The sequence below is a fragment of the Microcoleus sp. B3-A4 genome (assembly GCF_036705385.1).
GTDB lineage: Bacteria > Cyanobacteriota > Cyanobacteriia > Cyanobacteriales > Microcoleaceae > Microcoleus.
Window position 1 is genome coordinate 38,687 of the sequence record NZ_JAUBUI010000018.1, and the last position, 21,960, is coordinate 60,646.

A 21,960-nucleotide genomic window follows, 5' to 3' on the forward strand; every position below is an offset into this window, starting at 1 on the left:
TGTTGGTGTTGGAGATGTTGGTGTTGGTGTTGGAGATGTTGGTGTTGGTGTTGGAGTATTTGGTGTTGGTGTTGGAGATGGCACGGAAGTAACGATCGTAATATTGCCCTGAGTGTAAGTGCTAGGTGGCACAGGCACCGCAAACTGTGGCGAAATTGTCTCGGAACCTGATGTAATGGCTCCCGCCGTCCCATTCGTTGTCGCATCGCCGACAATAAAAGGTGTAGTAGTGCTCCCCGCGTGGCGAATAGTAATCGCGCTGCCACCCGTGCCATTAGCGCTGGAAATGCTCGCATTTACACCGTTACTATCTGTAAAAGTGCCGCTGACTGTGAACAAATTGCCGGCCGTGAGGTCAATACTGCCGCCAGTAGACTGAAGAGTGCCTGTAACGGCGATGTCGCTACCAGCTTTGAGAGTAATATTACCCCCAGAAGTGGCGATCGCATCCAACGCAATGTCCCCTGCTGACTCCAAAATCACAGGCCCGCCTACTGTCGAAATCGCTCCCACTCCGATGCTATTGCCCGAAGCAACACCCGGTGAAGCAAAAAATGTCTCCCCTTCGGTGACATTCGGCGGCAGATTCGCAGCATTCGCCAAAGTCGAAACGCCCGATCGCAAAATTAAAGCTGCACTACCTGAAAGCACCGCCGCATCTGGATCGGCAGAACCTGACAAAGTAGTATCTGGCCCATTGATGGTAATATCTCCCGCCGCGATCGCGCCTTTTGCTTCTACCTTAAGTGAGGTTCCAGTATAATCCCCAAATCTCACATCTCCATCCGAGCTAATAATCGGGTCGTACAAACTCAGAAAACTGCCGCCGTTGCCAGACAATGTGAGAATAGAAAAATTACCACGCGCAGCGAAGTGAGCATCACCGGAAACTGTGCCATTGCTCAATAATGTGATATCCCCGGAGGATTGGAATGCAGGGTTAGGGTAATTTAGCGCGAAGATATCAATATTTTGATTACCTTGTATAGTAAGATTGCCGCCTGCGATCGCCCTGAAAGGATAACTGCCATCCCGCACGCGCACCGTATCTCCTGCCAACAGATACAAGTTGTTCTGAGTAAGTAGCTGGCTTTCTACCAAAGTGAGATTACGTGCTGCCGAGAGTGTAGCATTCTGACTATTAACAGTAGAACTAGCGATCGCCACATCCCCGCTTTCCACCTTCAAACCCGCCGTCAAAACTACTTCTCCTGCACCGTTAACGGAGATACCAGTAGCAGAGTTCCCACCTGCGCCCGCAAGCAATTGCGGAAGTGACAAAGGCAGGGATAATTGCCCATTCTGTGCCAACAATTCCCCGCCAACAAGCCCTATTTCTAAGCTTAATAAATGCCCTTCTTGACTAAGACGAACAGCATTTTTACCGGGGACAGCAGCGACAATAATATTACCTTGGGGAGCCTTGAGGGAACCAGTGCTGACAACTGTGCCGCCAATTAAAGTTATACTTTGTCCCGGCAAAACAGCTAAATTACCTGCATTAATAATACTTCCCGATTGGCTGACATTAAAGTAAAAAGTGTTCGGAGTTCCTATCAGCGTACTGTAATCGTTCGCTCCAGCCACATTGAACAAACCGGAATCAAAACCGATGTTAGTAGCAGTAGTAGCTGTAAATGCAGCCGGAAGATTCAAGCTCGCATTAGGGCCAAAGATAATGCCAGAAGGATTTATTAAAAACAGGTTGGAATTGCCGCCACTTACTTGAATTAAACCATTAATAAGGGAAGGATTGCCGCCTACTACCCGACCCAGAATGTTGCGAATAGCGGGATTAGAGATAAAATTAGCAATCTGCCCTTCGGTAAGGCCAAACTGTTGAAAACTGTGGAAAAGATTCGCTCCATCTCTAGAAGTTTGGCCGCCTGTAATATTCAAGCGATCACCGTCGGGTGTGACAGTAGTGCCAGTGCGATCGGGTGCGGGAACAATGGGTTGTGCTTGTAGCACCGCTGTACTCAAAATACTGGCTGCGATCGCTAGCATTGCAGCACCATGTATAGAAAAGAAGGCTAGTTTCATTAGCTTTGAGCTGGCAGAGCACGTATCGGACAATTATAACTTTAAGGTATTGGCCCCTCAGTGCGGTCAACTGCGACACTGACTTAGCGATTAAGAACCTCGTCACCATCAGGGCGGTTGCTATACCTGAAACCCACATTCTGCACCCTCAACTGTCACGATCGGTTTTTACTTACTTTTATCCAGCAATAAAGCTATAATTTATTGTTTTATACCGTACAGTGACTGATAAAAAATGTTTTAAAGCCATAATTTATTACTTTAAAAATAGAGTTTTATGCGTAATTATGCTGTGTCACACCCCAGGGTGCGTAATGTGGGCGGAAAATCACAGCAAAAGTGCGATCGACTGTTGACGCACCATACAAACTAGGCAATCGCGATCGGGCTACTATAAAGTATTTGCAGGCTGCTACCCGCAAAACTAAACATTTGTTAACAAAGCTTATTTTTTCTTTTCTAACGCGCTATGCTCTAGACAAAACTGGTGTGTTTTGACTGCGCGTTAATTTTTACCCTAAAAATCAATATGCTCTCTATTCCAGGCGTTGCCGTCGTGACACTTCTCTATGAAAGCGCCAACTCTCTGGTTTACCGAGCCATTCGGGAAGCAGATAAAGGGCCAATTATCCTCAAACTGCTCAAAGAAAACTACCCCACACCTCAAGAATTGGTGCGCTACCGCACCGAATACCGCATCACCCAAGAGCTAAAAGAGCCAGGAGTGGTGCAGGTTTATGACTTGCAAAAATACCAAAACACCCTTGTGATGTTTTTGGAGGACTTTGGCGGCGAATCCTTGAAAATTTGGATGCAGCAGCGTCAGTTTAGTCTTGAAGAATTTTTGCTTCTCGCTATTGCTACCACTGAAATTTTAGGAAAAATTCACAGCGCCAACATCATCCACAAAGATATTAACCCCTCAAATATTGTTTACAACCCGGAAACGAAACAATTAAAAATTATTGACTTTGGCATTTCTACCCAGTTAACCCGAGAAACGCCAACCCTAAAAAACCCGAATATTTTAGAAGGCACATTAGCCTATATTTCACCCGAACAAACGGGGAGAATGAATCGCACTCTCGATTACCGGACTGACTTTTACTCCCTCGGTGTCACCTTCTACGAATTGCTGACAGGAAAACTACCTTTTGAGACCCAAGATGCTTTAGAACTGGTTCACTGCCACATTGCTAGACAGCCAGTTACCCCGCATGAAATCAAGCCCAAAATTCCCCTAATTCTCTCCCAAATTGTCAGCAAGCTGATGGCGAAGAATGCAGAAAACCGCTATCAAACGGCCGGGGGGCTAAAGCATGATTTAGAGAGTTGTCTAGTTCAATTACAAGCAACGGGTAACATTGAGCAGTTTGCTTTGGGAACGCGAGATATTACAGACCGTTTCCTAATTCGCGAAAAACTTTACGGCAGAGAAAGTGAAGTTGATAATCTATTAGCAGCCTTTGAACGAGTGAGTACAGGTAGCGCCGAAATGATCCTGGTGGCTGGCTTATCTGGGATTGGTAAAACCGCAGTAGTGAACGAAGTCCACAAGCCAATTGCTAGACAACGGGGCTATTTTATTAAAGGCAAATACGACCAATTCCAGCGCAATATTCCCTTCAGTGCATTTGTGCAAGCTTTTCGGGAATTGATGGGGCAATTATTATCAGAAAGTGATGCTCAGGTACAAACATGGAAAACCAAAATTCTGACAGCATTGGGCGAGAGTGGGCAAGTGCTAATTGAGGTAATTCCTGAATTAGAACGCATCATTGGCGCTCAAGATCCTGCACTAGAACTTTCGGGGACTGCGGCACAGAATCGCTTCAATCTGCTGATGCAGAAATTTGTGCAAGTATTTACCACTGCCGAACATCCATTAGTGATGTTTTTGGACGATTTGCAGTGGGCAGATTCGGCATCCCTAAAGTTGCTACAACTATTGATGGAGGATAGGGGGCATCTGTTAGTATTGGGTGCTTATCGGGATAATGAAGTTTCCCCTGTTCATCCGTTTATGTTGACAGTGGATGAGATTATTAAGTCTGGGGCGGTGGTGAATACTATTAACCTGCAACCCTTGAGTTTAGCAGATATGAATCAGTTGGTGGCAGATACGCTGATTTGTAATTTATCCTTGGCTCAACCTTTGACAGAGTTGGTTTATAAAAAAACCAAAGGTAATCCCTTTTTCTCGACTCAATTCCTCAAGTCGTTGTATGAAGATGGTCAAATTATTTTTAACTGGGATGTAGGGTATTGGCAGTGCGATATTGCTCAAGTTAGACTTACCCACGCCTCGGATGTGGTAGAGTTTATGGCAGCGCAATTGCAGAAGTTGCCCAGAGAAACTCAGGATGTCCTCAAACTTGCCGCGTGCATTGGGGCGCAATTTGATTTAGAGACGTTGGCAGTAGTCAGTGAAGAATTATCAGAACAAACGGCATCAGCATTGTGGATAGCCTTGCAAGAAGGACTCATTTTACAGATTACAGAAGGCTATAACTTAATTCAAACAGATAATCAATCCCTTACTGAGTCTATTACCAATCCCACTTATCGGTTTCTGCACGATCGCGTCCAACAAGCGTCTTATTCCCTGATTCCCGATAACCAAAAACAAGCCACTCATCTCAAAATCGGACAGTTACTGCTACAAAATTATTCGGAACTAGAAAGAGAAGAAAAACTGTTTGATATTGTCGGGCATTTGAATCTAGGGCTGAAGTTGATCGCTCAAGCAAGCGAACGGGAAGCCTTAGCTCTACTTAACTTAAAAGCCGGACAGAAAGCCAGAAATTCTACTGCTTACGCTGCTGCAACGGCCTATTTACAAACAGGGATTGAACTCTTGAGGCCCAACTGCTGGCAAAGTCAGTATCAATTGACCCTGAATCTCTATGTTGCTGCCGCAGAAACAGCCTATTTAAATGCCGATCTTGAACGCATGGAACATAAAACAGCATTGGTGTTGCAAAAAGCTAAGACGATTTTAGACAAAATTAAAATTTATGAAATTCAAATCGCTACTCATGCAGCCCAAAGTCAGATGTTGGAGGCGATCGCAGTGGGTAGAAATGCCCTGGGGCAATTGGGAGTTGAACTGCCTCCCGAACCTGATGAAGGCTTTATTAGCAAAGCTCTACAGACCCTTGCCAGTCAACTCCAGGGAAGAAGGGTAGAAGAATTGATTGACCTGCCAGTAATGACTAATCTCCAAACTCAGGCAGCTATGCAACTGTCTGGTATGTTATTTGCTCCCATTTTCATTAGAATGCCCGGTTTGCTGCCTCTACTTAGCTCTACTATGGTGAGTTTATCGCTCCAATTTGGGAATGCACCCGCATCGCCAGTAGGGTATGCAATTCACGGTATGGTGCTGTGTGCCTTTTTAAAAGAGGCGAAAACGGGTTATGACTTTGGTAAATTGGCACTCTCATTGCTAGATCGGTTCAATGTGCGGGAATTCAAACCCATAATTCTCCTGATGTTTGGGAGCTTTATTCAGCATCGCCAAGAACGTTTGAGGGCAACGATCCCGACGACAAAAGATGGCTTTACCGTTGGCATGGAAACGGGGGACTTTCTCTACGCTGGCTACAACATAATTAATTACTTTTTTGCCAAATTTTTTGGTGGGGTAGAACTAGATACTTGGGAAACTGAAATAGCAGGTTACAGCGCTGCCTTGGCTCAGGCGAAGCAATATTCTATCCAGGCTTTTGTGGATACAACGCGCCAGACAGCGAAGAACTTGAGGGAATCTGGTATTCTGTCGGATTGTTTGAGCGGTTCGGCCTACGATGAAAGGGTGATGATTCCTAAGCACCTTCTGAACAATGAACTCACTGCGATCGCTAATACCTATATCTACAAACTACTGCTTGCTTACTCCTTTAGCAATTACACGACGGCTCTAGACTATATTGCCCAATCCAAAAAGTATTTGATGGCAGTATCGGGAACGGTTCTTGTTCCCATTTTCCATTTCTATGCCGCCCTGACGAACTTGGCACTTTTCCCCACCCAGCCAGAAACCAAGCAAGCTGAAATTCTCGCCCTTGTGGAAACTCATCAAACGACTCTACAACAGTGGGCGCAAAATGCTCCGATGAATTATTTGCATAAATGGTATTTAGTTGAGGCAGAACGCTATCGAGTTTTGGGCAATAAAGCCGAAGCGATTGAAATGTACGATCGCGCCATTTCAGGAGCTAGAGAAAATAAATACATTAACGAAGAAGCCCTTGCTAACGAACTAGCCGCCAAGTTTTATCTAGAATGGGGCAAAGAAAAAATTGCTCAAACCTACATAATTGAGGCGTATTATTGTTATGTTCAATGGGGAGCTACTGCGAAGGTAACAGATTTAGAAACGCGATATCGCCCGTTATTAGAGGCAATTCAATCGGGCAGAAAAAATACGAAAACTACCGCAACAGTGACGACCACTGGTTCCGCTAATAACTTAGATATAACCACAGTAATGAAAGCTTCTCAGGCAATTTCTGGCGAAATTATGCTAAATAAGCTACTGTCTAGCTTGATGAAAATTTTGATGGAAAGTGCAGGGGCGCAAAGAGGTTATCTGATTTTATCAAGTCAGGGGAAGCTACTGGTTGAAGCTGAAGGAACCCTAAACTCCGAACAAGTCACCATATTTCAGTCAATCCCCGTTGAAACCTGTCAAGAACTTTCCTCCGCAATTGTCAACTATGTGGCTCGCACTCAAGAAAGCGTGGTACTGGATGATGCTGTCCGAGAGGGACAATTTACCAACGACCCTTACATCCAAAAAAATCAGCCTAAATCAATTTTATGTGTACCGCTGATTAATCAATCTCTAATCATTAGTATTGTTTACCTAGAAAACAATCTCACAGCCGGAGCTTTTACACCAGAAAGAGTCGAACTGTTAAAAGTGTTATCTGGACAGGCAGCGATCTCGATTCAAAATTCTAAACTCTATACAGAAATCCGCGAAAGTGAGAACAGGCTCACTCAATTCTTAGAAGCAATTCCAGTCGGGGTGTCAGTAGTGGATGCTTCTGGCAAACCTTACTACAGTAATCGCGCTGCTATTCAATTATTAGGTAAAGAAGTTATTGCTGAAGTCACCAGCGAGCAAATACCAGAGGTTTATCAAATGTATCAAGCTGGAAGAGATCGGGAATATCCCTCTGCCGAATTGCCGACTACGCGGGCGTTGAAGGGCGAAAGCGTTACTGCTGAGGATATGGAAATCCACCAAGGCAACAAGATTATTCCGATCGAGGCTTGGGGTACGCCAATCTATGATGAAAAGGATAATATTTCTTATGCAATTGTAGCCTTTCAAGATATCACGGAGCGCAAAAAAGCAGAAACTGAGCGAATAAGGTTTACCAATGAACTGTTCCAACTCAACCAAGCTTACGAGCGTTTCGTCCCCAATCAATTCCTCCATTTTCTAAATAAATCAAGCATTATTGATGTGGAATTGGGCGACCAAGTGCAGTTGGAAATGTCGGTGTTGTTTTCCGACATTCGCGATTTTACCACGCTTTCGGAAAGCATGACGCCGGAGGATAATTTCAAATTTATCAATTCCTATCTTTCTCGTATGGAACCAGTTATTAATGAAAATAAGGGGTTTATTGATAAATATATTGGCGATGCGATTATGGCGCTGTTTAGTGGGGAAGCTGATAATGCTGTGAAAGCCGGAATAGCCATGCTGCAGAGCCTTGTTGAATACAATCAAAATCGCGCCAATTGTGGTTATCCACCGATTCAGATTGGGATTGGCATTAATACTGGAAGTTTGATGCTGGGAACGGTGGGCGGTCAAAATCGCATGGATGGGACGGTAATCAGCGATGCGGTGAATTTAGCTTCTCGGGTGGAAAGTTTGACGAAAAATTATGGGGTGTCGCTATTAATCACCCAGTCAACTTACTCGCGTTTAGAAAATTTATCCCAGTACGCAATCCGCACCCTCGATACGGTAAAAGTCAAGGGAAAATCTGAATTAGTAACAGTTTATGAGGTGTTTGATGCTGATCCGCCTGAAACCAAAGCGGGCAAATTAGCTACGCTGGAATTGTTTGTAGAAGCGAGGGCAAATTACTTGGAAGGGAAGTTAGCTGAGGCGGCCCGGCTGTTTGCCGAGTGTTGGGGTCAGAATCAGGGCGATCGCGTCTCTAAAATTTATTGGGAACGCTGTCAGTCTATTTTAACAAATCGCACGAAAATCAAAGACAGGCCACACAATTTACCTTAATGATAAAAGCCCAAAACTCGATCGCTACATTGTTGGAGGGGGAGATCGTTTTCATTTGAGGGGGTGACAACCCCCTCAACCTCGGGTCGCTATAATCTCTGTTACATTCCTGCGATAGGTGAGAATATTCTCCTCGCAGGTATTCTAGTGCGTCATTAATTACCTAATCCTTTTTGGCTTCATCTCCTGGAATTTGGACATAAGCTTCATCAAGAACCGATTTAATTATTTCAAAGCAATTCATAGTACATAGCTAATTGACATCAACCAAATCTTAAATCACGATTCAGGATTGGGTTGGTGAATACATAAAAATTTATGTAGGTTACAAAAAGTAATTATCCTTCTCTTGTTAAAATGTTAAAATTAGCTTCACATGATTAATGGTAAAGCTGGGCAGTGTTTGTGCCAACAACTGTATATTTATAAATTTCAGTAAAAGGTAATCATCAAGCAGATTTATGTATACTCAACTTTCATTGTGGGAAGAGCCAAAAGCAGAAAGCCAGAAGCATGGTCAGCAATTATCTCTGCCTGATGCCGAAATAATCATGTACCGCGACTTCTTCAATAACAATGAGAGCAACCAGATTTTTGCGGAATTGTACGGCACTATTAATTGGAAGCAAGAGGTGACTCTGCTTTTTGGCAAGCAAGTCGCTATACCGCGACTTAGTGCATGGTACGGAGATGCAGGTAAATCTTACACTTACTCCAAAATAAAAATGGAGCCTAATCTATGGACACCTACACTCATAACAATCAAATCTAAAATAGAAGCAATAGCAGGTACATTGTTTAACAGCGTGTTGCTTAATCTATATCGCGATGGCAAAGATAGTGTAGCTTGGCACAGTGATGATGAATCAGAACTTGGTGAAAACCCAGCGATCGCTTCTGTAAGTTTTGGGGCTACTCGTCGTTTTATGCTCAGGCACAAATACCAAAAAGAAATGAAATTAGAAATTCAATTAACTCCTGGAAGCTTCGTGCTGATGAAAGGAGTAACCCAGCATTTTTGGCAACACCAAATCCCGAAAGCAGCCAAAGTTACTGAACCAAGAATCAACCTTACTTTCAGGAAAATAAGCTAAATGAATTCATGGTAATTTGTAATTTGCATATGCGTTTATCTGCCTTTACTTGTGGTTTTAATAAAAAAAGATTGCAACTTTTGTTAACAGTAAAAGTAGTGATTTTCGCACAGCAATAACAGTACCGCCGAATTAGCACTCGCAGGGGAGTGCCGCTGCTACGGCTGAATTTGGGTCAAACGGCTAGTTTGTTGCGGCTGCGGGAGTTTTTGGCGGGGGAGCATAAATGCTCAGAGTGATGTGAAGGTCGATCGCACTTATTTTCTCTCAAAGTCTCATTCTTCAGGTTTACCCATTTTGCCTGTTAATGTGTAGTGCCTCGCCTTAAATTTTACCCCCTCTTTACTCCCTAAATCTTTCAAATTCCTTAACTAACTCGAAGCAAAATTGCCTCACCCTATTGACATAACTTTGGTCAGATATCTATTAATAATTCGTAAATAGCTAGGTCTGAAGGAACACCAAGCTCGACAAAAATATTTATCTCTGAAGATAGAAGAACCCATAATTAAACACCGCTAATGTATAAAACTATGAGGAAGAAAAAACTACTTAAAAATTGATTAATGTAAGAAGTTTTTAAGTAGATATTAAGATTAAAAAAAGGAAATTTATGGTACTAAGCATTATTGTTCACGGTGGAGCAAAAACCATCACAGAAGAGAAGGTTGCAGCCAACAATGCAGGCTGTACCGCAGCAGCAGAAGCTGGTTGGGCAGTGCTGGCAAGCGGGGGAACAGCAGCAGAAGCTGTTGAGGCAGCTATCCGGGTTCTGGAAACTGACCAGACATTCAACGCCGGCTTTGGAGCGGTTCTCAACAACCAGGGAGAGGTAGAGCTAGACGCAGCGATCATGGAAGGCGGTTCGTTAGCTTGGGGAGCGCTCGCAAATGTTCAAGGCGTGCGCCATCCCATCTCTGTGGCGCGAAAGATTATGGATAAAAAACCCATGTTCTTAGTAGCGGATCACGCAGAACATTTTGCAGCAGAAAATGGAGCCGAGATGTCTGCAAAAGAAGACTTAATCGCTGACGAGCAACAGGAAGAGTGGGAGGAGGAAAAAGAAGTTATTGACCGCCCCAATACCGTTGGTTGTGTAGCTTTGGATAGTAGTGGCACCTTAGTGGCCGGTACCTCAACAGGCGGCACTATGAATAAGCCCGCCGGTCGCGTCGGCGACAGCGCCATTATCGGCTCAGGCTTGTTTGCTGACAGTCAACAGGGCGCTTGCTCGACCACAGGCGATGGCGAGTCGATTATGCCAGTAGTTCTGGCTAAGACGGCGATCGACATTCTAGCGTCCGGCAAGCACCCAGACGAAGCAGCGAAGATGGCAATTGAGACTCTGGCATCTAAGGTGGCAGGAGAAGCTGGGTGCATCCTCATTGACCCTCAAGGGCGGGTTGGCTGGGCGCATAATTCAACGGACATGGCTTGTGCTTATAGAACCTCAGAAATGGACAAGGTGGCTGTGTTCACTAAGAAAAAACAACTCGTCCATCATTGAAATTATTGAGGTTGCATTCTCCCTAGTTGGAGAGTGTTAAAATTCCGCAACTAATATCTTGTTTCGTAGGTTATTAAGTAGCTGGATCTCAATAAACATTTTTTCAATTTGTAGGGCGGGCATTGCCCACCCTACTTTTAATTATGTCGAGCTACTTAGTGGCCGGGAAAACTGTTCAATTCAAACTCGACTTGGATGTTTCTATGAACTCAACATACGACTTTCCTTACTTTCAAGGCAACTCTCTTTCTGATTTGTTTGCTCCAGACATCACAGATGGACGTTATGCGTTCATCCTCAATTACCCTGCAACTGCCAGTTGGGCTGCTTACCCCAACCGAAAAAAATACTTTATTCAAGACGGCAGCAGTGAAGCCACCAAAACTTCTTTCGACAAGATTGGTCAGAAGGAACCTTGGAAAAATCTGGCTGTGTTAGGCGATGCCATCCCAGGGATTGTGATTAATTCGCCGCCAAACTCGCTGATTAACTATTGGCGCGAGCATTTTGGCTTCAGCTACAGCAGTATGGAGATGATAGACTGCTCAACTTATCTCGAAGATCTCAGCGTAAGCGATCACTTTGACAAACTCCTGACTCTATTTCCCTTCGACAATCTCAAACCCGAAAAACACGCCGTCCATCCCGATATCCACTACCACTTGCTCAGCAAAGCAACGCTAGCAGAATTAGGCGTGCAATGTCCGAAATACCAAAGCTACAATCTGCACGAAGTCAATCTCGAAAGCATTCAGTTACCAGAGCAATTCCCCTACTTGATTAAAACATCCCACGGACTTTCTGGAGAAGGCACTTATATTATCAAAAGCGCCAGCGATCTGAACTACTGCTTGCAGGAAGTGAGGAAATATGTGGATATTAAGTTGGTGGATACGATTATTGTCTCGGAATTCGTCAAGAATGAAGTGCAGAACTATTGCGTGCAGTTTTATGTAAGCAAAACGGGAAATATCACGCTTATCGGCACTACCAGCCAACTTGTGACCCCAGAGGGTAGCTATTTAGGGGGACTGATTCACTACCGCGAAACCGACATGAGTAGGTTTTTTGAGATGATTGCCGCTATTGGTAAATATGCTCACCAACAGGGTTATTTCGGCGTTATTGGCTTCGACGTGCTGGAAGACTCGGAGGGAGAGTTGTATGCGATCGATGCCAATTTCCGAGTTAATGGCTCGACTCCGCTTTGTGTGCAGCGCCATACCTTACTGGGGCTGGGAAAGGAGGTGGCTAAGTATTCGAGTGACTGGCGAATGGATGGGACTTTGGAATCGATTCTTGTCACCCTGAAAGCAGAACTCGATTGCAAGGACTTGATAATCTTGTCAGCTTTAGAGAAGGTTAAATACGGGAAAATCTACACGGAAATTTACGGAATAGTTGCTGGTGAGGATATGAAGGATATGCAGCACATCGAGCAGAATTTGCACAGTAAGGGATTGCAGCAATAGGGTTAATATTTACTCTACCGATTGCAGCGGTTATGCGGTTTTCCCCGTCATCTCGCGCGCACCACCAACACCGAACAAGGAGCCTCAGCCACAACGTCCGCACTCACCGAACCCTCCAAAATCCGCTTTAAACCAGTCAAACCCCGACAGCCGATCGCAATTAAATCCGCCTTATAAATATTAGCCAAACGGACAATTTCTTCGGCGGGTTGTCCCGAAACAATCTCCAATTCGCTTTGGCAAGGCAACTTTTCCTGATAAGATTGCAGTAACTTCTCCACCTCTCGGTAAGCAATCTCATCTCCCTGAGCGTGAGGTCGATCGACAACCGCGTCAAAATCCGACGTACCAGAACTCACAACATGAACTAGAATCACCTTTGCCGTCGGTTCTAGCTGAAATTGTCCTACAACTTGCAATACCTAAGTCGCTAACTCTGAATTGTCGATCGCTACCAAAACAGTATTCAATACCATGCACCTTTAAATTTCAGATACTAGACTTTAAATTTTTCGTTGATTGTCGCCTACTTTCCACAATTTCGCACTCCCCACCAACATCATCATTACCTACGCAGAAACCCGGTTTCTTAACATAATTGCGTCATTTCAGCAAGATACTTGAAGAAACCCGGTTTCTTAACCCCAGAGTGCGTCAGCAGATAGGTGGAAATAAACTTTGCCGCTTGTCACAGAAAGTAAAGCTAGGAATAATCGCCAGCGAATTGCTTCGTTTCACTGGCTTTTGACTAATTATGTATTTTGCCGCTCATCTACTTAAATCTCGATCGCCCATCTCACATCGACCATCTAAAATTTATCCTTTCCCTCATTTTCAGTCCGCAGCCGCACCGAATCAGCGTGAGAAGGAAGCCCCTCTGCTTCCGCCAAAACATTAATCGCCCTACTCACCTTCTTAAGTGCAGCAGGCGAATATTGAATCAAACTCGAATGCTTCATAAAAGTTTCGACACCCAGCGGCGACGCATAGCGCGGAGCCCCAGAAGTTGGCAAAGTGTGATTCGGGCCAGCCAAATAATCACCTACAGCTTCCGGCGTCGAGCAGCCCAAGAAAATCGCCCCAGCGTGGCGAATTTGATCGAGCAAAGCCCAAGGATCTGCAACTTGCAATTCCAAGTGTTCCGGGGCAAACTCGTTAGAGAGTTCCGCCGCCGCTTTAAGCGAGTCAACTACTACGACTAAACCATAGTTGGCGATCGCCTTTTCTGTTAAAGTTCGGCGCGGGTGATTTGCCAACTGTCTGTCTACCTCAGCCACCACCTTCCTAGCCAGCACCGAATCCGCCGTCAGCAAAATTGCCGACGCCATCGAATCGTGCTCAGCTTGAGCCAACATATCCGCAGCCACGTGTACAGGATTCGCCGAACCATCCGCAATAATCAACACTTCCGACGGGCCAGCCAGAGAATCGATCCCCACAGTCCCGTAAACCAGTTTTTTAGCCAGGGTGACGTAAATATTCCCCGGCCCAGTAATTAAATCCACCTTCGGAATAGTTTCCGTACCGTAGGCTAAAGCCGCGATCGCCTGCGCCCCGCCTACCCGATAAATCTCATCAACTCCCGCTTCCTGAGCCGCTACCAGCACCGCAGGATTCATTTTCTTCTCCTGTCCGGGGGGAGTACACATCACCAGTCTCGGCACCTTGGCGACCTTCGCAGGAACCGCATTCATGATCACCGAGCTTGGATAGGACGCCTGACCGCCAGGAATGTAGATTCCCGCTCGATCGACCGGGGTGTAGCGTTTGCCCAAAACAATCTCGTCATCACCAAACTGCACCCAAGACTTCGGGACGCGCTGTCGGTGAAACGCTTCTATCTGTTTGCAAGCCAGCCGGATTGCATTTAATAATTCTTTCGACACCTGCTGATAAGCAGCATCCAATTCGGCGCCGCTCACCCGTAAATCTTCCACATTTAGGGTCATGCGGTCAAATTCAGCAGTGTAGTGCAGCACAGCCTGATCGCCTCTGCGCCTTACAGCTTGCAGCACCTCGCGCACGGTGGCTTCTTTGTGAACAACAAGTTCGTCATGGGTGCGATCGCAGATCCGTCGCAGTTCAGCTTGTGCCTCAACCCACTGAGTAATGATTCGCAGCATGGAGATTAGGAATGCCGTCTATAACTTCACTAACATTTGCTTGACAATTGGGGATTTTTGTGGGGTTCTCCTAAAGAAGTAGGCCACCACCAGTCCACAAGCTTAAACCGCGAGAGTCGCGGCATTTTCAAAGGCTTCAGTGCAGCGTTTAAATCTCGGTGGAGGATTTTGCAACACTGAGGACAAGTCACAACCTTCTCTCTTGAATTGCCCGCCAGAGAACTGGTTGCGGAGGGAGAGGGTGGGAACGCAGAGGGGGAGAGTATCCGACCCCGATAATACCCGAGAGGGAGAGTGTTCGAGCGGGAGAATTTTGATTCTGCCTTCTACCTTCTACCTTCTGATCCGGCTGTCTTCTACCTTCTACCTTCTACCTTCAGCTTTTTACCTTCTACCTTCGGTAAGTGCTTCTTGCCGAAGCCCAAATAACCCGTATTCTTTGTTATAGCTTAACTTGGATTTTTCCGAGAATTGGATTTTAAGCAAAATAGGTGCTATATTAGTTTTTCCAACACCTGATAATTTTTTTATAAAAAAACGCCAATTTATTGTATACTTGAAAATTGCGCGCAAGAAACCGTGACTTTAACTCGTGACGGTGGAAACACCGCAAAACGCCTCCGTAACACCCGTGTCATACCTTTGGGTATTGTCAGGGGGAAAAAACAGGCAGTTAAATGAGTCAATAAAAAATTATTGCGCGGGCGTCGCCAAAAAGTAGCCACAGACTCAGCTCAATCTGAGCGAATCGAGAGTGGCTGTCTCACTCCGCCCTTAAAAATCAAGCTTTTTGCGGATCGATCCCGAAAAGGTTGTCCTTCAAAATCCCCGTGTCTTGAGACTGTCTTGAGACTAGGGTGTATCAATGAATACCTACTTCCAGCAACTGAACTATGGCAAATATTAAGTCCGCCGTCAAACGAGTCAAAATCGCCGAACGTAACCGCTTGTACAACAAATCTTACAAGTCAGCGGTCAAAACTTTGATGAAGAAGTATTTCGCTGCCGTAGACAAGTACGCCGCAGCTCCGAGCCCGGAATTAATGCAAGAAGTACAGCAGCGAATGTCTGAGGCCTACAGCAAAATTGACAAAGCTGTCAAAAAAGGTGTACTCCACCGCAACAACGGCGCTCGCAAAAAGTCCCGCTTGGCAAGAACCCTCAAGCCGCACGAAGTATCGGTAGCATCTTAAGGAAGCAGAAAGTTCGGCAACGAAGCAGTGTACAAGATTGAAGGGATGGATGTTGAGGGAAGAAGTCAAGCGTGAAGCAGTCAAGCGTGAAGCAGGAAGAAGGAAGAAAGAAGACGGAAGATTTTTCCCACACACTCTCTCCCACTCCCACTCCCAGACTCTCTCACTCCCTCCTCGCCCTATCCCACTAGGACTCTCCCGTATCACCTCTAATCTGCTTCCCCCATGCAGCTCATCGACACTCACGTTCATATCAACTTTGAGACCTACAAATCTGAGTTAGAAGCCATTCGAGAACGCTGGCGCGAAGCTGGTGTAGTTCGGCTGGTTCATTCTTGTGTAGAGCCAGAAGAGTTTGCCGGCATTCAAGCAATCGCCAATCAGTTTGCAGAAGTCTCGTTTGCGGTTGGACTCCACCCCCTAGATGCGGACAAGTGGAAAGACGAGACTGCGAGCCAGATTAGGGAATTAGCAAGTTCGGACTCTAGGGTAGTGGCGATCGGCGAAACCGGACTGGACTTTTATAAAGCTGACGATCGAGAACACCAGTTTAAAGTGTTTGAGGCACAGCTTGAAATCGCCCAGGAACTTGACAAACCAGTCATTATCCACTGTCGCGACGCCGCCGCCCCAATGGCCGAAATGCTGAGGAACTTTTGGCAAACACGCGGGCCAGTGCGCGGGGTCATGCACTGCTGGGGAGGCACACCCGAAGAAACCAAGTGGTTTTTAGACCTAGGTTTCTACATCAGTTTTAGCGGAACAGTCACCTTTAAAAAAGCCTTGCAAATACAAGAATCAGCTTGTATGGTAAATAGCGATCGCATCCTAGTCGAGACAGATTGCCCTTTTCTCGCCCCCGTACCTCAGCGGGGAAAACGCAACGAACCAGCCTACGTCTACTACGTAGCCGAGCAAGTTGCTAAATTGAGAGGAGTTTCTCTCTTAACTTTGTCCCAGCAGACAACCGAAAATGCCTGTCAGCTATTCGGCTTTTCAGTTTAGTTATAGCAGAACAGAGAAACGAGGAAAACAGGTCGATTTAGGAGCCAGCGCTCAGGACAATCCCATTTCTATCCAGCCAGAAAAACCGGATTCATCCTTTATTGGAGATTCTTTTGGCGTTGCCTGTTGCGATCGGATTTGCGTCCTATAATAAAAAGAACCGACCGATCGGGCGTTGGCTTAGTATCCGCGACTGCGATGTCGCCCACGAACTACCAACACAACGCGAGTACGCTAACCTTCGGGATCGGTCAAAACTTCACGCAATACCTCAAACTTACACATCAGAAGAAACTTGGAACCTCAGCCATTTGGCAATAGCTGTCAAGTCAATTTTAGGAGTCAAAAGTGTAGGGAATTCACCCCGAGATACCACGATATCAGAGCTAAAAGCATCTCGATCGAAACTAAAATCCGCACAAAAATACTGCGAGCCACCAGCAATAATAACCGTTGCAGCAGTTGGAAGGCGATCGAAAACATCATATAAATTCTCTCACACAATCCATCAAAAAAACGCAACAAGGTAAAAAAGCCCAGCCTTGGCGCCATGTAAAAAGCTAGAGCCACTGCGGAAAAAGGATACCCATGACCACTAAAGATTACACAGAATTCGCCTTCACCTTGCCCGACCTGATCGAAATCCAGCGGGCAAGTTTCCGCTGGTTCCTAGAAGCCGGACTGATCGAAGAACTCGACAGCTTCTCCCCGATTACCGACTACACGGGCAAGCTGGAACTCCACTTCATGGGCAAAGACTTCAAACTCAAGCGCCCGAAATACGACGTGGACGAAGCCAAGCGCAGGGACAGCACCTACTCGGTGCAAATGTACGTCCCCACCCGCCTGATTAACAAAGAAACAGGGGAAATCAAAGAACAAGAAGTCTTCATCGGCGATTTGCCCTTGATGACCGAGCGCGGCACTTTCATTATCAACGGCGCCGAACGGGTGATTGTCAACCAAATCGTGCGATCGCCAGGCGTGTACTACAAATCGGAAACCGACAAAAACGGTCGCCGTTCTTACAACGCCAGTCTGATCCCCAACCGCGGCGCTTGGCTGAAATTTGAAACAGACAAAAACGATTTAGTCTGGGTCAGAATCGACAAAACGCGCAAACTATCGGCTCAGGTTTTACTCAAAGCATTGGGACTCACAGACGGCGAAATCTACGACTCCCTGCGGCACCCGGAATACTTCCAAAAGACGATCGAGAAAGAAGGACAATTCGGCGAAGAAGAAGCTTTGATGGAGCTCTACCGCAAACTCCGTCCAGGTGAACCCCCCACCGTAGCGGGGGGCGAACAGCTCCTCAACTCGCGCTTTTTCGACCCCAAACGCTACGATTTGGGCCGAGTCGGCCGCTACAAACTCAACAAAAAATTGCGCTTGACAGTCCCGGATACCATGCGGGTGCTGACATCGCAAGATATCTTGACGGCGATCGACTACTTAATTAACCTCGAATTCGACATCGGCTCCACCGACGACATTGACCACTTAGGCAACCGTCGCGTCCGCAGTGTCGGAGAACTGCTGCAAAACCAAGTCCGAGTCGGCCTCAACCGCTTAGAACGGATTATCCGCGAAAGAATGACCGTCTCGGATGCCGACTCCCTCAGCCCCGCTTCTCTGGTCAACCCCAAACCGCTGGTAGCAGCAATCAAGGAATTCTTCGGTTCCTCCCAGCTATCGCAGTTCATGGATCAAACCAACCCTCTGGCAGAACTGACTCACAAACGTCGGCTTTCCGCCTTGGGCCCTGGAGGTCTGACTCGGGAACGCGCCGGGTTTGCAGTGCGGGACATTCACCCGTCCCACTACGGCCGGATTTGCCCGATCGAAACACCAGAAGGCCCCAACGCCGGTCTGATCGGTTCCTTGGCAACCCACGCCCGCGTCAACCCCTACGGCTTCATCGAAACTCCTTTTTATCCAGTAGAAAAAGGACGGGTGCTGCGCGACAAAGCCCCTGTTTACATGACAGCCGACGAAGAAGACGATTTGCGCGTCGCCCCCGGAGACATCAGCCTCGACGAAAACAACAACCTCTTGGGCGAAACCGTAGCCGTCCGCTACCGCCAAGAATTTACTACCACCACTCCGATGCAGGTGGACTACATGGCGATTTCGCCCGTGCAAATCGTCTCCGTCGCGACATCGTTGATTCCGTTCTTGGAACACGACGACGCCAACCGAGCTCTGATGGGATCGAATATGCAGCGGCAAGCTGTGCCGCTACTGAAACCAGAACGGCCCCTCGTCGGTACGGGCTTGGAAGCTCAGGCCGCCCGAGATTCCGGGATGGTTGTGGTTTCCCGGATCGACGGCGAGGTGATTTACATCGACGCTACCCGGATTATTGTCAAACCCCTGGCTGTAGATGCCGAATCGAATTCCAGCGAAGAACATTTCCTGATTAAGGAATACGACGATCTCAAAGTCAAACAGCCCTCGGTTTGGAAGCAAAAATATGCTGGCTGCATCGAACACGAACTGCAAAAATATCAGCGTTCTAACCAGGATACTTGCTTAAATCAGCGTCCGCTGATTTATGAGGGCGATCGAGTCGTAGCAGGTCAAGTGCTCGCCGACGGTTCCTCCACCGAAGGGGCAGAACTCGCTCTGGGCCACAACATCCTCGTAGCTTATATGCCTTGGGAAGGCTACAACTACGAAGACGCGATGCTAATTAGCGAGCGTTTGGTGTACGAAGATGTCTACACTTCGATCCACATTGAAAAATACGAAATCGAAGCCCGCCAAACCAAACTCGGTCCCGAAGAAATCACCCGCGAAATTCCTAACGTCGGCGAAGACGCACTGCGCCAGCTAGACGAACAAGGAATTATCCGCAAAGGAGCCTGGGTAGAAGCCAGCGACATCCTAGTCGGCAAAGTCACCCCCAAAGGCGAATCCGACCAACCGCCGGAAGAAAAACTGCTGAGGGCAATCTTCGGCGAAAAAGCCCGCGACGTGCGCGACAATTCCCTCCGCGTCCCTAACGGCGAAAAAGGTCGCGTGGTGGACGTGCGGGTGTTTACTCGGGAACAGGGCGACGAACTGCCCCCCGGCGCCAACATGGTCGTCCGCGTCTACGTAGCTCAAAAGCGGAAGATTCAAGTCGGCGACAAAATGGCCGGCCGCCACGGGAATAAGGGTATTGTGTCCCGGATTCTGCCGATGGAGGATATGCCTTATTTGCCCGACGGGACTCCCGTTGACATAGTGCTCAATCCCTTGGGCGTACCGTCGCGGATGAACGTGGGTCAGATTTTTGAGTGCTTGCTGGGATGGGCGGGCGAAAATCTGTCGATGCGGTTCAAGATGGTGCCTTTTGATGAAATGCACGGCGCTGAAAAGTCGCGCGAAACCGTACACGGCAAGCTACAGGAGGCACGCGAAAAAACCGGCAAGCCTTGGGTGTTTAATGAAAAGCACCCCGGCAAGACTATTGTCTACGATGGCCGAACTGGGGAACCGTTCGATCGCCCGATCACAGTCGGCATCGCCTATATGCTGAAGCTGGTTCACTTGGTAGACGATAAGATCCACGCCCGTAGCACAGGCCCTTACTCGCTGGTAACGCAGCAGCCTTTGGGCGGCAAAGCGCAGCAGGGGGGTCAGCGGTTCGGAGAAATGGAAGTCTGGGCTCTGGAAGCGTTCGGCGCAGCTTATACTTTGCAAGAGTTGCTGACTGTGAAGTCGGACGATATGCAGGGGCGGAATGAAGCGCTGAATGCGATCGTCAAAGGCAAAGCTATTCCGCGCCCCGGTACGCCGGAATCTTTCAAGGTGCTGATGCGGGAGTTGCAGTCTTTGTGCTTGGATATTGCCGTGCACAAGGTGAATACGTCCGACGAGGGCAGCGAGCACGTTGAGGTGGATTTGATGGCAGATGCTGGGGGCAAGCGATCGCCCTCCCGGCCTACTTACGAATCGCTTTCTCGTGACGAACTTGACGAGGATTAGGCATTAAAGATTAAAGATTAAAGATTTTTTGATTGCATTCAATTCTTTAATCTTTAATCGATAATCTCAAATTAAAATGCCTCAGCAGTGGTACGAACACTGGTGAGGCGAATCAACGCTCTTAAGAGGAGAGACGCTGACGTGACTATTGTAACAGTTGTCCCAGGAATTCAAGGAGAAGTTGACCGGGCGACAGGCTGTATTAACTGGCAAGGGAGCAAGCTGAAAAATGGTTACGGGCGCAAGTGGATCGAGGGGAAAACGGTATTAGTCCACCGATTAGTGCTCGAATCAAAGATACCAGGATTTCTAGATTCCGGTTATTTTGCTTGCCATATCTGCGACAATCCAAGCTGCATAAACCCAGCACATCTCGTAGCTGGAACTGCGGCTGAGAATACGCAGCAGATGATGGGGCGCGATCGCAAAACTCCCAGACGCAAAAGTATTCCGGGTATTGGCCAACTCTCGATCGAACAACTGCGGGAAATTCAGCGTAAATATTTAGCTGGAACCATCAAAAGCCACCTAATAAAAGAGTATGGCGTACAGTATGACACTATTACTAAGATACTTCAGGCAAAAATTCCCCATAACTTCACTACAGTTCCCCCCGGTTTTGTAGGAGAAATTCAAGACAGCGGCTGCATAATTTTTCAAGGGGCAAAGGATGGTCAAGGTGGTTATGGCAGGTACTTTAAAAATGGGAAATCCCAATCAGTTACTCGTGCTGTTTTAGCAGACAAATTACGATGTGAAGTTCCCACTTCAATGGATGCTTGTCATACCTGCGATAATCCCAGTTGTATTAATCCAGAACACCTTTGGGGTGGAACTCGCACTCAAAATTTATTAGATGCTTCTAAGAAAGGACGCACTCAAGGCAAAAGTCATCCCCTTTCCAATGCCAAATTAGACTGGGAAAAGGTGCGAGAAATTAGGCAAAAACTAGCAGAAGGAGAGAGAGTGAAGGATATAGCTCAAGAATACAGTGTTGGTCGCAAAACCATACACGATATTAAGTATCACGTCACTTGGAAGGAAGCAGGCGAAGAGGTTCCAGTTCCTCGCATGGGCGGATATCTCGATCGCAAATTGACTTTCGAGCAAGCTCTTGAGGTACGAAAAAGAATTAGAGGTAGAGAATCAATCTCTAAAATCGCTGATGACTTTGGAGTATCGTCAAGTGTCATCTCTGATATTAAAAATCACGTCACATATAGAGGAGTATAACATTGATTTAAGCCGTGAAACAAGCAACCAAAAAAGATAAACAACCA

12 protein-coding genes are annotated in these 21,960 nt (G+C 46.8%); 8 read left to right on the forward strand and 4 right to left on the reverse strand.

Features of this window, described 5'->3' with window-relative positions:
• Positions 1-2,007: two-partner secretion domain-containing protein (locus QUB33_RS10495; protein WP_333350153.1), on the reverse strand; the 2,007-nt coding region annotated here is incomplete at its 3' end.
• Positions 2,008-2,572: 565 nt separating this feature from the next.
• Between QUB33_RS10495 and QUB33_RS10500 the strand changes: the two genes are divergently transcribed.
• The 4 genes from QUB33_RS10500 to QUB33_RS10515 all read left to right on the forward strand — a co-directional run bounded on the left by QUB33_RS10500 (position 2,573) and on the right by QUB33_RS10515 (position 12,384).
• Entirely contained in the window at positions 2,573-8,311 is a 5,739-nt protein-coding gene (locus QUB33_RS10500) for an AAA family ATPase (RefSeq protein ID WP_333350110.1), read from the forward strand.
• 461 nt (positions 8,312-8,772) lie between these two features.
• A complete protein-coding gene (locus QUB33_RS10505; RefSeq protein WP_333350112.1) occupies positions 8,773-9,405 on the forward strand; it encodes an alpha-ketoglutarate-dependent dioxygenase AlkB in 633 nt (210 codons plus the stop codon).
• Positions 9,406-10,018: 613 nt separating this feature from the next.
• Complete coding sequence (locus QUB33_RS10510; RefSeq protein ID WP_333350114.1) at positions 10,019-10,912, forward strand: isoaspartyl peptidase/L-asparaginase family protein; 894 nt, start codon at positions 10,019-10,021, stop codon at positions 10,910-10,912.
• A 143-nt stretch (positions 10,913-11,055) separates the two neighbouring features.
• Positions 11,056-12,384: a carbamoylphosphate synthase large subunit gene (locus QUB33_RS10515; RefSeq protein WP_333350116.1), complete on the forward strand. Its 1,329-nt coding sequence runs from the start codon at positions 11,056-11,058 to the stop codon at positions 12,382-12,384.
• A 47-nt stretch (positions 12,385-12,431) separates the two neighbouring features.
• Here QUB33_RS10515 and QUB33_RS10520 read toward each other — a convergent pair whose 3' ends face one another.
• Complete coding sequence (locus QUB33_RS10520; protein ID WP_333350119.1) at positions 12,432-12,803, reverse strand: universal stress protein; 372 nt, start codon at positions 12,801-12,803, stop codon at positions 12,432-12,434.
• Between the two features lie 390 nt (positions 12,804-13,193).
• Positions 13,194-14,507 (reverse strand): histidinol dehydrogenase, encoded by a 1,314-nt coding sequence (gene hisD / locus QUB33_RS10525; protein WP_333350121.1) that lies wholly within the window; start codon positions 14,505-14,507, stop codon positions 13,194-13,196.
• An 893-nt stretch (positions 14,508-15,400) separates the two neighbouring features.
• Here hisD and rpsT point away from each other — a divergent pair.
• Positions 15,401-15,700 carry a 30S ribosomal protein S20 gene (rpsT, locus tag QUB33_RS10530; RefSeq protein ID WP_006632886.1) on the forward strand — a complete coding sequence of 100 codons (300 nt, stop codon included), beginning with the start codon at positions 15,401-15,403 and terminating at the stop codon, positions 15,698-15,700.
• Between the two features lie 225 nt (positions 15,701-15,925).
• On the forward strand, positions 15,926-16,705 hold the full coding sequence (locus QUB33_RS10535; RefSeq protein ID WP_333350123.1) for a TatD family hydrolase: 780 nt from the start codon (positions 15,926-15,928) through the stop codon (positions 16,703-16,705).
• A 342-nt stretch (positions 16,706-17,047) separates the two neighbouring features.
• On the opposite strand, the gene QUB33_RS10540 is transcribed toward QUB33_RS10535, so the two are convergent.
• A complete protein-coding gene (locus tag QUB33_RS10540) occupies positions 17,048-17,191 on the reverse strand; it encodes a hypothetical protein (protein ID WP_333096137.1) in 144 nt (47 codons plus the stop codon).
• Positions 17,192-17,293: 102 nt separating this feature from the next.
• Here QUB33_RS10540 and rpoB point away from each other — a divergent pair, with 102 nt between their 5' ends.
• Together rpoB and QUB33_RS10550 are read left to right on the forward strand one after the other, a co-directional pair.
• Positions 17,294-20,680: a DNA-directed RNA polymerase subunit beta gene (gene rpoB, locus QUB33_RS10545; protein WP_333041547.1), complete on the forward strand. Its 3,387-nt coding sequence runs from the start codon at positions 17,294-17,296 to the stop codon at positions 20,678-20,680.
• A gap of 141 nt (positions 20,681-20,821) precedes the next feature.
• Positions 20,822-21,913 (forward strand): HNH endonuclease, encoded by a 1,092-nt coding sequence (locus QUB33_RS10550; RefSeq protein ID WP_333350126.1) that lies wholly within the window; start codon positions 20,822-20,824, stop codon positions 21,911-21,913.
• Positions 21,914-21,960 lie beyond the last annotated feature (47 nt).